The organism is Psychrobacter sp. HD31, assembly GCF_051097895.1.
GTDB lineage: Bacteria > Pseudomonadota > Gammaproteobacteria > Pseudomonadales > Moraxellaceae > Psychrobacter.
The window spans coordinates 1,651,700-1,666,650 of record NZ_CP142525.1 but is presented as its reverse complement, the minus strand read 5'-3'; the positions used below and the strand labels follow the sequence as shown (position 1 = coordinate 1,666,650).

At 40.5% G+C, this 14,951-nt stretch carries 23 protein-coding genes; 22 read left to right on the top strand and 1 reads right to left on the bottom strand.

Going from position 1 to position 14,951, the window contains the following annotated elements; genetic code table 11:
- Positions 1 to 157: 157 nt before the first annotated feature.
- A complete protein-coding gene (locus VH441_RS07455; protein WP_434353020.1) occupies positions 158 to 823 on the bottom strand; it encodes an XRE family transcriptional regulator in 666 nt (221 codons plus the stop codon).
- 222 nt (positions 824 to 1,045) lie between these two features.
- Between VH441_RS07455 and VH441_RS07450 the strand changes: the two genes are divergently transcribed.
- The 22 genes from VH441_RS07450 (at position 1,046) to VH441_RS07345 (ending at position 14,831) form a co-directional block, all read left to right on the top strand.
- Positions 1,046 to 1,276 carry a helix-turn-helix domain-containing protein gene (locus VH441_RS07450; protein ID WP_434353019.1) on the top strand — a complete coding sequence of 77 codons (231 nt, stop codon included), beginning with the start codon at positions 1,046 to 1,048 and terminating at the stop codon, positions 1,274 to 1,276.
- Between the two features lie 34 nt (positions 1,277 to 1,310).
- Positions 1,311 to 3,314, top strand: coding sequence for a transposase domain-containing protein (locus VH441_RS07445; RefSeq protein WP_434353018.1), 2,004 nt, complete (start codon positions 1,311 to 1,313; stop codon positions 3,312 to 3,314).
- Positions 3,314 to 3,688: a hypothetical protein gene (locus VH441_RS07440; protein WP_434353017.1), complete on the top strand. Its 375-nt coding sequence runs from the start codon at positions 3,314 to 3,316 to the stop codon at positions 3,686 to 3,688. The genes VH441_RS07445 and VH441_RS07440 overlap by 1 nt, the downstream gene beginning before the upstream one ends.
- Positions 3,685 to 3,945 carry a hypothetical protein gene (locus tag VH441_RS07435; protein WP_434353016.1) on the top strand — a complete coding sequence of 87 codons (261 nt, stop codon included), beginning with the start codon at positions 3,685 to 3,687 and terminating at the stop codon, positions 3,943 to 3,945. The genes VH441_RS07440 and VH441_RS07435 overlap by 4 nt, the downstream gene beginning before the upstream one ends.
- A gap of 21 nt (positions 3,946 to 3,966) precedes the next feature.
- Entirely contained in the window at positions 3,967 to 4,875 is a 909-nt protein-coding gene (locus VH441_RS07430; RefSeq protein ID WP_434353015.1) for an AAA family ATPase, read from the top strand.
- Positions 4,876 to 5,430: a gp16 family protein gene (locus VH441_RS07425; protein ID WP_434353014.1), complete on the top strand. Its 555-nt coding sequence runs from the start codon at positions 4,876 to 4,878 to the stop codon at positions 5,428 to 5,430.
- Positions 5,431 to 5,448: 18 nt separating this feature from the next.
- Positions 5,449 to 5,835, top strand: a complete 387-nt coding sequence (locus tag VH441_RS07420; protein ID WP_434353013.1) for a Mor transcription activator family protein — start codon at positions 5,449 to 5,451, stop codon at positions 5,833 to 5,835.
- A 20-nt stretch (positions 5,836 to 5,855) separates the two neighbouring features.
- A complete protein-coding gene (locus tag VH441_RS07415; RefSeq protein ID WP_434353012.1) occupies positions 5,856 to 6,098 on the top strand; it encodes a hypothetical protein in 243 nt (80 codons plus the stop codon).
- A gap of 41 nt (positions 6,099 to 6,139) precedes the next feature.
- A complete protein-coding gene (locus VH441_RS07410; RefSeq protein WP_434353011.1) occupies positions 6,140 to 6,328 on the top strand; it encodes a hypothetical protein in 189 nt (62 codons plus the stop codon).
- A gap of 18 nt (positions 6,329 to 6,346) precedes the next feature.
- Entirely contained in the window at positions 6,347 to 6,616 is a 270-nt protein-coding gene (locus VH441_RS07405) for a hypothetical protein (RefSeq protein WP_434353010.1), read from the top strand.
- On the top strand, positions 6,616 to 7,239 hold the full coding sequence (locus VH441_RS07400) for a DUF3164 family protein (RefSeq protein WP_434353009.1): 624 nt from the start codon (positions 6,616 to 6,618) through the stop codon (positions 7,237 to 7,239). The genes VH441_RS07405 and VH441_RS07400 overlap by 1 nt, the downstream gene beginning before the upstream one ends.
- Before the next feature lie 10 nt (positions 7,240 to 7,249).
- Positions 7,250 to 7,483 (top strand): hypothetical protein, encoded by a 234-nt coding sequence (locus VH441_RS07395; RefSeq protein ID WP_434353008.1) that lies wholly within the window; start codon positions 7,250 to 7,252, stop codon positions 7,481 to 7,483.
- Between the two features lie 51 nt (positions 7,484 to 7,534).
- Complete coding sequence (locus VH441_RS07390) at positions 7,535 to 7,810, top strand: HU family DNA-binding protein (RefSeq protein WP_434353007.1); 276 nt, start codon at positions 7,535 to 7,537, stop codon at positions 7,808 to 7,810.
- A 67-nt stretch (positions 7,811 to 7,877) separates the two neighbouring features.
- Positions 7,878 to 8,456, top strand: coding sequence for a glycoside hydrolase family 108 protein (locus VH441_RS07385; protein WP_434353006.1), 579 nt, complete (start codon positions 7,878 to 7,880; stop codon positions 8,454 to 8,456).
- Positions 8,457 to 8,503: 47 nt separating this feature from the next.
- On the top strand, positions 8,504 to 8,854 hold the full coding sequence (locus VH441_RS07380; protein WP_434353005.1) for a DUF2644 domain-containing protein: 351 nt from the start codon (positions 8,504 to 8,506) through the stop codon (positions 8,852 to 8,854).
- Between the two features lie 8 nt (positions 8,855 to 8,862).
- On the top strand, positions 8,863 to 9,099 hold the full coding sequence (locus VH441_RS07375; protein WP_434353004.1) for a TraR/DksA C4-type zinc finger protein: 237 nt from the start codon (positions 8,863 to 8,865) through the stop codon (positions 9,097 to 9,099).
- Positions 9,084 to 9,437, top strand: coding sequence for a DUF2730 family protein (locus tag VH441_RS07370; RefSeq protein WP_434353003.1), 354 nt, complete (start codon positions 9,084 to 9,086; stop codon positions 9,435 to 9,437). The genes VH441_RS07375 and VH441_RS07370 overlap by 16 nt, the downstream gene beginning before the upstream one ends.
- 6 nt (positions 9,438 to 9,443) lie before the next feature.
- Positions 9,444 to 9,743, top strand: a complete 300-nt coding sequence (locus VH441_RS07365) for a VpaChn25_0724 family phage protein (RefSeq protein ID WP_434353002.1) — start codon at positions 9,444 to 9,446, stop codon at positions 9,741 to 9,743.
- Between the two features lie 15 nt (positions 9,744 to 9,758).
- Positions 9,759 to 10,334: a DUF3486 family protein gene (locus tag VH441_RS07360; RefSeq protein ID WP_434353001.1), complete on the top strand. Its 576-nt coding sequence runs from the start codon at positions 9,759 to 9,761 to the stop codon at positions 10,332 to 10,334.
- Positions 10,327 to 11,991 (top strand): terminase large subunit domain-containing protein, encoded by a 1,665-nt coding sequence (locus VH441_RS07355; RefSeq protein ID WP_434353000.1) that lies wholly within the window; start codon positions 10,327 to 10,329, stop codon positions 11,989 to 11,991. The genes VH441_RS07360 and VH441_RS07355 overlap by 8 nt, the downstream gene beginning before the upstream one ends.
- 21 nt (positions 11,992 to 12,012) lie before the next feature.
- On the top strand, positions 12,013 to 13,545 hold the full coding sequence (locus VH441_RS07350; RefSeq protein ID WP_434352999.1) for a DUF935 domain-containing protein: 1,533 nt from the start codon (positions 12,013 to 12,015) through the stop codon (positions 13,543 to 13,545).
- Positions 13,542 to 14,831: a phage head morphogenesis protein gene (locus tag VH441_RS07345; RefSeq protein WP_434352998.1), complete on the top strand. Its 1,290-nt coding sequence runs from the start codon at positions 13,542 to 13,544 to the stop codon at positions 14,829 to 14,831. The genes VH441_RS07350 and VH441_RS07345 overlap by 4 nt, the downstream gene beginning before the upstream one ends.
- Positions 14,832 to 14,951 lie beyond the last annotated feature (120 nt).

Below are 14,951 nucleotides of genomic sequence, written 5' to 3'. Positions count from 1 at the left end.
AGATTTGTAAAACGCTATATTTAAAAACATTCCCATTTTAACACTAAAGCCCAGTTAGGGATATATAGCCAGTTAAAATAGGAATGTTATATTTGCGTTTAAAAGGCGTTTAAATGATTTTTAAAAGGTAGTTAAATGCTGCCTTTTTTTATGCCTATTATAAATCGTGGCTAGTATGAATTATGCGACCGCATACTTGCAGCTGATCATCTGTATAGTCGCTGTAGTTAATATCAAGCGGTGCATAGACAGCTTTATTGTCGCTGATAAGGCGTATGCCGAGCGGTATTTTTTGAATGCGCTTAACGTAAAGCTCATCTGCAATGCGGACAACGTAGAGGTTGCCGTCTGCTGGGTTGTTGTCTGTTGTGTCAACGATGATAACCGCACCATTTTTGATCGTAGGTTGCATACTATCGCCTTTGGTCAGTAGTGCCACGAGTTTGTCTGCCTGTAAACCTCTGGCATTTGCCCAGTTATGACGAAATGCAAGATGCTTGCTAGGCTCAACTGCACCATCTGTAAATAAACCTAAGCCTGCACTGGCTTGTATATCATAAAATGGGATATATATGTACTCACAGCTTTCTGATGGGTCTATTTTAGGTGTGTAGTTGTCATCACCAAAAATAATATATTGTGGTGTGGTTTTATAAAGCTTTGCAAGCTCTTCTATTATTTCGAGTGACGCCTCTCTCGCTCCAGTCTCCCACTGTTGCAATGTTGTTGTACCAATGCTGACCAAGTCCGTAACTTCTTTTCTAGTTAGTTCTAGGCTCTCTCTAGTTTCTCTCAATCGTTTGCCGATGATTTCTCTGTTCATAATGCCACCATTAACACTTTACAGTTAAATACTGGGAACTGTAAAAAGTATATATTTTTAAATTCACACTTTACAGTTTTTAAAACACCAGTAAAATCAATTAATTAGCACATTAAGGTTAAAAATATCATAATAATTTACTGTAAAGTGTATTTTATGTATTTACAGTTAACACTTTACGGTTTATAATAACCGCATACAGTAACTGATAAGGATTAACTAATGCGTTCTAATACAAGCCAAAAAAATATGCCGAGTGACTGGCATAACGCAGATATTAATGCAGGACTTCGTAAGGCTGGTACCAATTTCTCAAAGTTAGCAGAGGAAAACAACCTTGCAAGAGGAACCCTACGCAATGCTTTGTATCGTCCTTATCCTCGTGCTGAGAAAATCATTGCTGATGCAATGGGTCTTGAGCCAAAGGATATTTGGGCAAGCCGTTATTCGTAAACATTTATATTCAGGTTTTAACAGGAAAAAGATTATGGAAGTTAAAAACTGGTTAAATGCTCAAGAATTGGCTGACCTTAATTTAACAATTTTACCAAATACTAAAGCGGGTGTCATTAATCGGGCAAAAAAAAGTAATTGGAAAAACCGAAAACGGTCAGGTCGTGGTGGTGGTGTTGAATACGCTTTTGAGGGTTTACCGCAAGATGTTCAAAATGAAATACACATTAAAACTGCTAAAAAGGCGGCAAGAAAACAAGCTAAGGCGGTTGATAAAAACCAACCTAACAGCAACCAACCAAAACAAGCCAACTATTTACCAGAAGTAATTTGGAGCGGTTGGGAAAGTGCAACCGATAAACAAAAAAAGAAAGCTGAAGACTCTGTTGCCTGTTGTTTTGCTGTTGATGACTTAATTAATGCTGGCATGGGTACAGTACAAGCGATAGAAAAAGTATCAACAGATAATGGCGTAAGTAAAGGCTCGTTAAGGCGTTGGTTTTACAAGGTACGCAACTTTGAGCGTAGCGACTGGATGCCTATTCTGCTTGGTAACTATAAAAAAAGTAGCAATCGCCAAGCTGAATTTAGCGAGGAAGCATGGCAAGCGTTTAAAGCTGACTATTTACGCCCTGAACGCCCACAAATGGGTACTTGTTATGAACGTTTGAAACTACTTGCCAATGAACACGGCTGGACTGTCCCAAGTCTTAGTAGCATCAAACGCAAGCTAGAGCGTGAAGTGCCAAAAACGCAACAAATTATGTTGAGGGATGGCGAACGTGCTTTGGCTGAAATGTACCCAGCTATGATGCGAAGTGTTGATGGTTTAGAAGCTTTAGAGTGGATAAACGGCGATGGTTATCAGCATAACGTATTTGTGCGTTGGCACAATGGTGAAATTGTGCGACCTAAAACTTGGTTATGGCAAGACGTACGCACTCGAAAAATACTAGCTTACCGTACTGATTTAAGCGAAAACAGTGATGTTATACGCCTAGCACTTATGGACGTAGTTAGTAAGTTTGGCATACCACGCAAAGTGACGATTGATAACACACGAGCAGCTGCTAACAAGTGGATGACAGGCGGCGTTAAAAACCGTTACCGCTTTAAAGTTAAAGAAGATGACCCTATGGGTATTATCCCTTTACTTGGCATGACGCTATTTTGGACTAGCGTGCAGTTTGGTAAAGGGCACGGGCAAGCTAAACCTATTGAACGTGCTTTTTCGCACGGTGGCTTGGGTGAAACAGTGGATAAGCACCCATTGCTTGCTGGACACCATGCCGGTGCTAACGTGATGGATAAACCAGACAATTACCACGGCGGTAAAGATGGTGTTGCTTATGAAGACTTTATCACTGCTCTTGAGCAAGGTATTGAGCTTTGGAACAACCGAGAGAAACGTAATACCGAGATTTGCCAGGGAACATACAGCTTTAGTCAAATATTTGAGCGTGATTATGCCAACGCAACCATACGCAAAGCAACCCCTGAACAAATGCGCCTATTAATGCTAATGAGTGAAGCGGTTACGCTTAAAAACAATGGCACATTTACGCTGAGTTGTGGCGGCAAAGTACATGGCCAGAAAAACAGATATGAAGCGGTGGACTTGATTGGTAGCGGCCATAAAAAAGTGGTTGTTAAGTTTGACCCTAAACAACTACATAACACGGTTTGGGTGTATAGCTTAGATGGCCGTTTTTTAGCTGAAGCAATATGTACTGAAAAAGTTGCATTTGGCGATAAAGCAAAAGGTCGTGAGCATGATAAAGCACGTAAACAGTATGTTAAAGCTGAAAAAGCAATGGCTAAAGCCCAGCAGTCTATGGGGGTTAAAGAACTTGCAAACTTGATACCAGAATCAGAAGAAGAATTGCTAAACGTACCAAACTTAATTGAGATGGTAATTGCGGAAGGCAACACCCTGCGCAAGAAAACGGTAGCAGTTGAAGCTGAAACTGATGTTGCCAGTGATTTTGACGACGACTTTATGAAAGCCATGGAAATGATGAAAAAAGGTGGTGAGTGATGGGTAAAAAATTAACAAAACAGCAAATTGATAGTCTAGAAAATGAGCCTCTTATTGGGCTTGAGTGTGACGGATATAGTATAGAAATCGGTCGACTTATCAAAAAAAGCAAGGTGCGTTTTTTGTTGATGATAGAAGGTGATATAGACCCAAACTGGTTAATTGAACCAGATAAGCATGAACAGAGTAAGTTTTACCGCCCTGCTATTAAGTACTACAAGGCATCCAAACGTAGTAAAAAGATGAGCAAAGTAGATACTGGTATGAGAAAGATTGATTACGCCAGTATGGGTCAAGCATTGCGTTACCTAAACAAGGTCTGTGACAGTATTGAGCTGAAGCATGTTAACTATATAAACCAGGTGCTTGAATGATGGCACACATTGGATACAGACCCCCAACGTATTTGGAAATCAAACACCAAAGAATGCGTGAATTGGCTTTAAGAGAACAACGAAAAAAACAGTGGTTTGGGTGGTTATGGAATTTATTAACACCCTATGATCCATACGAAAAATTAGACAATCAAGATTTAGACTTTGTTGATGATTTAACGGACGATGAATGTATTGAGCTGTGGAAATTAGATAACCCGCCACCGCCAAAACGATTACCAAAACCTTCAAACTAACGACAAATAAGGAAATACGCCATGCTAATAAACCAAATCAAACAAATGATGGCAGACAAAGAGCTGACTCAAACCCAGGTAGCTAAAGAATGTGGCTTTAGCGCTGGTGCCTTGTCATCATTTTTGAAAGGCACGTACAAAGGCGATAACGACAAGTTAGAAGCGGCATTGCAAAGCTGGCTAGATGGGCAAACCCAAAAAACAGCGGTGTTTGTATCAGCCCCTGATTTTGTAAACACCCCAACTGCAAGCAAGATATTTGCTGACTTAGACTTTGTCAAAATGTTTGGCAAGATGGGCGTTGTGTATGGTGCCAGTGGCGTTGGCAAGACTCAATCAGCCCGCCAATACACCAAACAAAATAATAATGTATGGATGATAACGGCGCGTCCTAGTATTTGCACCATCAACGAAGTGCTATATGAAATGGCGTTAGAGCTTGGTATCAGTGACGCACCCAAACGAGCGGGCAAACTAAGCCGTATGCTAAAAACTAAGCTAAGCGGTACCAAGGGCTTGATGATTATTGATGAAGCCGACCACTTACCGCTTAAGGTGTTGGAGGAAATCCGTATCTTGCAGGAAGATAGTGAGGTGGGCTTTATGCTGATTGGAAACGATAAAGTCTATACGCAAATGCAAGGCGGATTTAATCAACAGCATCAATTTGCACGGCTTTGGTCACGCAATGCCAAAAAGCAAAGCGTACAAAAAAACAGCAAGCAAGATATTGATGCCGTTGCAAAGGCTTGGTCGATTGACTTGTCTGATAGCAAGCTGATGAATGCGTTGTACACAATCGGTCAATCTGCTGGCTCATTGCGTGCCTTGACTAATTACCTGCAGTTAGCAGGCTTAACCGCACAAGCACGTGGTGAAGGCATTACTCTGCCTCTGATATTGTCTGCACAAAAACAAATGGAGTGTTAAATGGCTAGCTCTACCAACACTTACAAAAATACATTAAAACGCACAATCAAAACTGGCATGCACGCGTTGCACATGGACGATGCAACCTACCGCGACATGCTTAAGCGTGTGACCATGCAGGTAAGCGGTAAAAGCAAAAACAGCATTAAAAACATGACCATTGGCGAGCTTAATGCTGTGATTAATGAGCTACGCCGTAAGGGTTTTAACCCCAGACGTGGTAAGCATAAAAACGGTAAGGACAACTCACCACGTAATGAAGACAGGCAAGATGAACGCCCTATGATTGGCAAGGTTACGGCTCTATGGATAACCATGCACCAACAAGGCTTTATTAAAGATGGTAGCGACTATGCTTTAAATAAGTTTGTATGTAGTGTGGTTAATAAAAGACGCCGTGCAGAAAACAAAGTGTTAATTATGAACTTGCGAGGGCTTAATAATAAAGAGCTTTGGCAGTTAATTGAAACGCTCAAGAGCTGGCAACAGCGTGAAGAAGACAAGCTACTGCTAGCACAAATCAAGGCTGAACAAGCCCAAACTAAAACTGAATAACAATAGACGAGGTGGCAGATGGTAGATAAGACAGAAGACCTAAGTGCAAATGGTGTATCGCTAGATGTATTTGACACCTCTGCTACTGAAATTATTAAAGACTTAGCAGATACAACGGAATACGTTGCCACTAAACATTACGGTTTAACTCCGGGACAAGCAAAAAAACTTGGTGTAGACGTTGCATTGTCATTTGCTGAGCAATGTGGTGGGACACAACCTTATATACCACGCGAGTTGCAAATAAAAATCAGCCAAAGAGATATGCAGATGTACAAAAAATTCAATGGGCGCAATCATGACCAGCTAGCTAAAGAATTTAACTGTAGTCGCCAATGGGTGTATACGGTTATCAAGCGTGTACATAAGCAATTACAAGATAAACAACAACCACAGCTGTTTTAATCAAAAATAAGGAAACTATCATGGGCTGTAATTGTATAAAAGAAATACCTCAAGAAATCGTAGAGCATTCAAATACTCTGGCTGATTTTAAAAAAACTCCTGCTATGTCTGCTAAGTTTAAAGATTTGGTTTTTCCATTTAAAGATGGAAAAGTAACAACAGCTTTAAAAACAGACGTAAAAATAAAATGTGAAAATCGTAAAACACCCAAGACTACCAGTGTCAGGTTCTCATACTGCCCGTTTTGTGGACAAAAGTATTAACAATCACAGCTGTTTTAACAGCATTAAAATAGGATTTAAATATGCAAAACTTCATCGCACAACTAACACCTTTTGACTTAGCCATCACTTTAGTGTGTGTATCAATGTTACTTGGCTTGGGCTGGAGTATTGGTGTTAAAGTTTTTGATGACACGCACACATTAATTATTGGCTGCATTATTTTATGCGTAGTCATTTTTAAAAAAATTAAAAATGCAATACGCAACTAACAATAAGAGGATTTAAACATGTCAGATTTAGTAACAGACATCACAAAAAAACTGGTTAGTTGTCATAACGAGACGTTAGAGACTTTACGAGCTAACAATCAGATGACAACTTACGCTGAACAAATTGAGCCGCTTGAGTTGCTTGCACTGCAGTTTGCGGCTGCATCTACCACTAGCAAAGACGGTTTTGTAAGTGTGATTAATCAGTTTGTAAGCAACATTAATCAAGCGGCCGCTAATGTAGCTAATGACTACGAAGCACTCCGCCAAGCAAAAGGAATAAACTAATGAATAATCAAGAACACCAAACCACGCCTAACGGCTATATGAAAAATTCTAAGGGGCATTTAGTTCCCCTTGGTAAAGTAAAAGAGATTGATAAACTGCGAGATGAACAGGTACGCAAAATTGCCCAATCCGCATTATTATTAAACGATCAAATGGCAACAACCAAAGCAAAGATGTTTGCTGATTTTAATGACTTTGTTGCTTTATCTGCCTCTGAATTTGATACAAAATTAGGCGGTGAAAAAGGTAATGTTACCATGTTTAGCTATGATGGTAGTATCAAAATACAAATGGCTGTCAGTGAAAATATTGTATTTGACGAGCGTCTGCAAGTTGCTAAAACGCTGATTGATGAATGTTTACACGAGTGGACAGAAGACAGTAATGACAACATCAAAGCCATTATTAATCAGGCATTTCAGGTTGACAAACAAGGTAAGATTAGCACATACCGCGTCATGAGCTTACGTAGCCTTAACATCACTGATGCGAAATGGTTAAAAGCAATGCAAGCAATACAAGACGCTGTGCAAGTTACTAGCACAAAAGAGTATATGCGTGTTTACAAACGTGATAAACATGGTGCTTACCAACTAATTGCTTTAGACTTTTCTAACGTTTAAGGGGTAAGTTATGCAACCAAAAAAACCAAGTAAAGTGCGGAAAAAGTTCCCTTTTTATGAACACCACGGCAATTTAGTTTACATTGGAGGAGTGCAGCGTAAGCTAAGACGCGATGAAGAAGAAAGGCTTTTTAGAATGTTGTTAAGTCGTAAAGTTAATCGGTTTGGTAAAGCACTAAAACAATTTGCCAGAGCGGCTCAAGTGCATGCTGAAAAAAGACGTATTGAAAACAAATCAGAGTGACGTAGCAACTTTGTTTTGTAATAATCTAAGCTACAATATAAGGAATAAACAATGAACAAATCTGAACTAATCGACAACATAGCAACCGAAGCGGGTCTAAACAAAATTCAAGCTGGTGATGCTTTAAACGCATTTATGGAAACTGTTGGTAAAACACTAGAAAAAGGCGACAGTATCTCTTTAGTTGGCTTTGGTACATTTAGTGTAAAAGAGCGTAAAGCACGCACTGGTCGTAACCCAAGGACTGGTCAAGAGCTAAAAATCCCTGCAAGCAAGGTTCCTAGCTTTAAAGCAGGTAAAGGTCTTAAAGAGCGTGTAAATCAGTAAACGACTTTAATAACAGCCAAACCTACTAATAGATAAACTCTAACTATAAATTAGTTGGAGTTTTTTTATGTTTGAAGAATTGTTTAAAAAACGTATCACGCACGGACGTTTCCAAAAAATATTTGACCGTGTTATCTCGCATGAGGGTGGCTATGTAAACCACCCTAAAGACCCAGGCGGCGAAACAAACTGGGGCGTAACCAAACGCACAGCACGTGCAAATGGTTACCGAGGCAGTATGCGTCGTATGACACGTAAAGACGCATTTGGTATTTATTACCGTGCTTTTTGGCTTCGTTATGGCTGTGACAAAATGGATGACTTATTAGCATTCCAGTTTTTTGATGCTTGTGTTAATCACGGTTTTGGTAACGCTGCTCGTATGTTGCAACGTGCATTGGGTGTGGCTGATGACGGTATTTTTGGCAAAGTCACAATGGGTAAGCTAAATAGCAGTAATAATATTGTGCTTGCCATCAAGTTTATTGCCGAAAGACAAGAGTTTTACACGCGCTTACGCACTTTTAGCACCTTCGGCAAAGGCTGGATAAGACGCAACACAAACAACCTTGAGTACTTAGCAGATGATGTGGCAGAACTAGTAATCCTGCTTAATATGCAGTCTGATTTAAAAAAGGCGGCTTAATAATACGCTTGTTTTAAACAAGTAATATCAACCAATAGGTGAAAAAAATGAAAAAACTTATGGACCTAGTTACTAATTCTGACCAACGTTTATCTACAACGGCCACGGTGCAGTTTATTGGTTTTATTGCCCTGTCATTAGTATTGCTTGCTAGTGTGTACTATGACCGCAGTTATGTACCTGAGCTATTCACTACTTTTGCTATGTATTGTGGAGGTTTAGTGGTAACTAAAGGTGCCGTTGGCGCTTATGCAACAAGCAGAGCAATACCCCATGTCGTTGATGAAGAACTTGACAGTTTGCAAAAACAAAACTTGAAGCTTGATATTGCGAAAAAAGATTTGGAGCTTGTATTAAATCGCATGGGTAAAGTTTTCAAAGATTCTGAAGGTAAGTAAAGGACAATATGGACGCAGTAGATATAGCCCAGCGCCAGCAAGAATTGCTACTTGCAAAGCAACTTGAACAGCATAAAGCCAGCCAAACCAACAAACACCTGGCAAACAACCAAACCTGCGATGGCGATTATGAGTGTATTGACTGTGGTGAGCTTGTAGAACCGCAACGAGTAAAGCATGGGCTAACGCTACGCTGTATTGCGTGCCAACACAAACACGAGGATAAACCGTGCAAGAAATTATAGATTACATTACAAGCCACTGGGCAATATTCATGACCGTGGTTGGTGTTATTGGTTCTATCGCTTATTTAAAGTTAGATGCTAGGTACGCACGTAAAAGCGAAATTAAAGAGATTGTTGCCAAGCAAGACAAAAAGAATAACGAGATTGACGGCAAAATTGATGAACTAGATAAAACCATGCAACATCTACCCAATGCTGAAGATGTTATCGCTTTACGTATTGCAGTAGAGAAAATGAATGGTGAGATCAGCACTTTGCACGCTGCCGTTAAGCCAATAACACGCTTGACGAATTTGCTGATAGAAAAAGAAGTCACCACAAACAAAAAAGGAGACTAAACAGCTATGCACAACATAATAACAGCTGATCAACGTCTTGCCCTACTGCAGTCATTAGTTGCTTGTAATAACGACGCAAACCAAGGCATGTTGCAAACTTGCATCGCTCAATTTGGGCATAGCATTAGCATGGATTTGGTGCGTACGCACATGCTATGGCTTGAAGAACAAGGGCTTATAAAAATTAACCGTTTGCAGATGGGTGCAACCACTATGTTTGTAGGGGTGATTACCCAGCGTGGTTTGGATGTTGCCAATGGTGTGGCCGTGGTCGATGGTGTTAAAAAGCCTAACCCTGAATATTGATATAAGGGCTAAACAATGACTGATAAAACCCGTGGTCGTGCTAGTAAAGTAGATTTACTACCAGCTGAGATAAAAAGTCAGCTAACGATGATGCTTAGAGATAAAAAGCTATCGCAAGCCAAAATTTTAGCAGAAATTAATCAACTGGTTTTAGATGCAGGGCTTGGCGAAAGCCATTGCCTAAGCCGTAGTGGTTTAAACCGTTTTAGCACCCGCATGGAACAGATGTCAAGCCGTATCCGAGAAAGCCGTGAAATGGCGGAGATATGGACTAAGCAGTTTGGTGAAGCCCCGCAAAGTGATGTGGGCAAAATGTTGATGGAGTTTATCAAGCAATTAGCTTTTGAAACCACCATGACTGTGGGCGAAAGTGAAGACGGTGTGGATATTAAGGCACTTAACCAGTTGGCACTTGTTGTCCAGCGTGTTGAGCAAGCAGAAACCAGTAGCTTTAAGCGTGAGCAAGCTATCCGCAAAGAAGTGGCATTGGAAGCTGCTGAAACGGCGGAAAAAGCTGTGTCTGATGCTGGATTATCAGCAGATACTGTGGCAATGATTAAACGTCAAATACTTGGTATATCTGATGACTAAACTAACGATTAACAAGCAGTTAGATTTATATAATAACAATAAACGACCTTTAGGGGTGCTGCACCCAGCATGTCAAAAGTTTTTAGACGGCTTTAATAAATTCAATAAAAATGATGTTTTTCTCGTTTATCAAAAAAAATGGGTAGCTGACGATAGTCAAATAAAAATAGCAGAGAAAACAAGACGTTGTGGTTTAACATGGGCAGAAGCAGCAGACAATGCCCTAGATGCCAGCACTAGCCGTTTTGATGGTGGTTGTGATACCTATTATGTTGGCTCATCTAAAGACATGGCAAGGGAATATATTGACGCCGTGGCTATGTGGGCAAAAGCCTATGGTTATGTTGCCAGTGAAACCCAAGAAGAAGTTTTCAAAGATGAAGACAAAGATATTCAAGTCTTTGTTATTTATTTTGCGTCTGGCTTTAAAGTTAAAGCATTATCTAGCAAACCTAAAAATATGCGTGGTATGCAAGGCAATGTTGTACTTGATGAAGCTGCGTTTGCTGATGACTTTGCAGGGCTATTAAAAGCTGCTCTAGCACTAACGATGTGGGGTGCTAAAGTTAGAATTATTTCAACACATAACGGTGTTGATAGTGGTTTTAATGAATATATAAAAGAATGCCGAGCGGGGAAAAAACGTGGCTCTGTACATACAATAACCATTGAAGATGCTTGTAAAGATGGTCTATATCAACGCATCTGTCAAATTGTCGGACATTGTCAGGTAACAGGTGGCAAATGGACGATAGAGGGCGAAAAGCAATGGATACAGAACTTAATAAACGACTGTGCAACCAAAGAAGATGCTTTAGAAGAATATTACTGCGTACCAAAAAATGGTAGTGGCAACTGGCTTACTCGGTCAGTCATTGAAAAGAATATGTCTAAAGATACACCAATTATTAATCTTACTAAAGAAGATGCGTTTAGTGACGAACCAGAACATCAACGCCGTGTAGAAATTCAAGACTGGTGTGAAGAACATTTAAAGCCACTTTTAAAGGCGTTAAACCCAAATTTAAAACATTATGTGGGTGAAGATTTTGCACGGAGTAGCAACTTAACGTCTATCAGCGTTGGGGCTGAACAACCAAACTTAGATTTAGACGTACAGTTTATTATTGAACTTGGCAAAATTCCATACAAACAACAAGAGCAGATTGTACTTTATATTTTAAAACATCTGCCAAACTTTGCAGGTGGTGCATTTGATGCCCGTGGTAATGGTGACTTTTTGGCTGAGTCTGCTGCAGATAAATATGGGCGATGGAATGAAAAAGACCAAACTGGCTTGATTGATAAGGTCATGTTTACCGATAAATGGTATAGAGAAAATACAGCACCGTTTAAGTCTGCCCTTGAAGATGGCACGTTTAAGAAAATACCTAAGAATAATGGTGTGATGGCTGATTTGCGCTCATTCCAAGTTATAAAAGGCGTACCAAAGATTCCTGCAAAAACAGACAAAAAAGATGATACAGGAATAATGAAACACGCTGATACGGCTATATCACTTTTACTGCTTCGACACGCACAATTTACAATCACTGCAAAGGTGCGTGAATACGCATACGAAAGCGTTAAACCCGACCCTATAAACCATGATGAAGACGACATCGAATTTAACGGATTTAGACGAGGCTCGCTTTAAAATATAAGCTAAGGTAAAAATATGAAAGAAGTTGACCCAAAAAGTGAAAAAGGCAAAAAAGCCCTAGAGCAAGAAGTAGCTACTGCGTCAGTTACCGGTGTTCGCCGTGCATGGAACGATGACAGCATTGCCCGTGGGTTAAACCCATCAAAACTTGCTAATGTATTAGCATCAGCGAACCGTGGCGATATTTACGACTTTTTAACGCTTGCTGAAGAAATGGAAGAACGAGAGCCACACTATGGCAGTGTATTGCGTACTCGTAAGCTGGCCATTGAAGGTTTAGAACGTCATGTTGAGCCAGCCAATGATGATGAACAAAGCAAAAAAATAGCAGACGATATAAACAACTTAGTGCAAAGCGCCGAGTTTGATGACCTTATCAGTGCTTTAGTAGATGGCTTAGGCAAAGGCTTTGCCGCATGCGAGGTAATGTGGAAGGGTTTTAAAACAACAAGCTATGTATGGCGTGACCCACGCTATTTTAGGTTTAGCGATGATGACGCTTATACCCTGCGACTATGTAACGAAGATGGTACCGCTGGCGACCATTTGCCTGCTTATAAATTTGTTGTGCATCAGCCAAAGCTTAAAGCAGGTATACCTATTCGGGGTGGCTTGGCTCGTATGGCGGCACTTAGTTATATGTGTAAAACCTATGCACTAACTGACTGGATGGCGTTTTGTGAAGTTTTTGGTATGCCGATCCGTGTCGGCAAGTACGGCAATGGGGCAAGTAACGAAGACAAAGCGATTCTTAGACGTGCTGTAGCAAATATTGGTACCGATGCGGCGGCGATTATTCCCGAGAGTATGCAACTTGAGTTTATCCAAGCTGCCAACGCCAAAGGTGGCGAAAGCCTGTTTGAAAACTTGGCAAACTGGTTAGATAAGCAAATAAGTAAAGCCGTGCTTGGTCAAACCATGACCGCAGATGATGGCAGTAGTAACGCCCAAAGCCAAGTGCATAATGAGGTACGCTTAGATCTACTAAAAGCAGATGCAAAACAGCTAACAACCACAATTAATCAACAGTTAATTAAGCCATATATTGACTTTAACTATGGCGTACAAGAGGTTTACCCTAAGTTTGCGCTGTATGTGGCAGAGCCTGAAGACATCGCGGCATTAGTTGATGGTGTACATAAACTGGTACCACTTGGTTTTAAAGTGCCCCAGCAGTTTTTGCGTGACAAATTGGGCATACCTGATCCAAACGATGATGATGAATTGTTGGGCGTGGCTTCTGTTGAAGAGCCTGTTAATGAGCCAACAAAGCCATCAGACAAGGTGGAGGCAAATAGCAAAACAGAGCTAAACAGCAACCACGCCCACCACCACGACCACCCACATGACGATGAAGACGGCTTAGATGATTTTGTGAATGTAAGCGAGGCGGCAATTAAAGACTTAGTTGCCAAGCTACACACCGCCAATAGCTTTGATGAAATGCTAACCATGCTTAATAGTGCAGAACTTAACACCAGTGACATTGCTGATGTATTGGCATTGTCGGGTATTAAAGCGTTTGCAGATGGTACGGTGCAGCCATGACCGAAGATGTGAAAGTTATACCCCATGAAGCCATTGCTTACATAGCGGGTAAAAAACTTAAGACCAGCTATAACTGGTCAGAGATATATGCACAAGAACACAGCAGCGCTTTTACCGTTGCAAAAATTATGGAGCTTGATGTATTAGACGGCATCCACAAATCTATAATTAAAGCAGTGGAAGATGGGCAAAGTTTTAACAGTTTTAAAAAGTCTATTTTAGAACGCCTTGGCAAAAGTGGCTGGGGCGACTATGAGCAAGTTGATGAAAAAACAGGCGAAAAAATAACCAGGCTATCAAATAGCAGATTAAAAAAAGTATATCAAACGAACAAAACACAATCATTTCATGCGGGCAGTTGGCAGCGCTTTCAAAAAAACAAGGCAACACACCCATATTTGCGTTACCGCCTTGGACCTAGTAAAGAGCATCGTTTAGAGCATACTAAATTTAATAATTTGGTATTGCCCGTAGACGCCCCATTTTGGCTAACACATATGCCAGCAAATGGCTGGGGCTGTAATTGCTGGCTTCAAAACCTTACAAAAGAGCAAGCACAAGCCATCGGCATAAGCAAAAGCCCAGAGATTGAATATCATGACTGGATTAATAAAAAAACTGGACGTAAGCACAAAGTACCAAAAGGTATTGACCCTGGGTTTGAGTATAACGTGGGTATGCACCGTGAACACAATGCCCTAAAAATGGTGACAGACAAACTAATGGGTGTGGTAACACAAAACCCTTCAGCTGCTAATAAAGCAATGACAGGGCTGCTAAACAACACCGCTCAAAAGGCAATGATAGCTAAGGTGTTACATGACATGGTTGCTGATGTTGCCGAGCATAAACGTGCTTATGGCAACACTTATGCAGTTGGGGTAATTAATGACGAAGTGATAGACAAACTAACCAAAATGGACAAAGCCCCACACCACAGCATTATTGCTGTAAGCGACACCCAAATATTACACGCCATAAGAGACAATAAAAAAGGTGGGTTGCCACTAAACTTTTTACAGCAGTTGCCAGCAAAATTACAAAAACCTGATGCAATATTATTAGAGCCAAGTACAGCCGGCTCTAAAAAATCAGCTTTAGATAATTTGATTTTTGTGTACAACACACCAAGTGGCAAGGTACTAGTTAGATTAGATTATGAGACAAAAATAAAAGTAAATGGCAAAAAAGAGCGGGTTAAGCTAAATATAGTAACCACAGGAGGAATAATAACAAACCTAACAAGTCTAGGTAAATATGAAGTGCTTTATGGTTCAATAAACTGATGCGGTGGTTCGCCTGATTCGAACAGGATCACGATGCCTTTTAAAAAGCAACTCCCTTTCCAGTTGGTAACCGCCACCGCAATATCATTATACCCCTGCTTGCCCTTCCAATCAAATAAA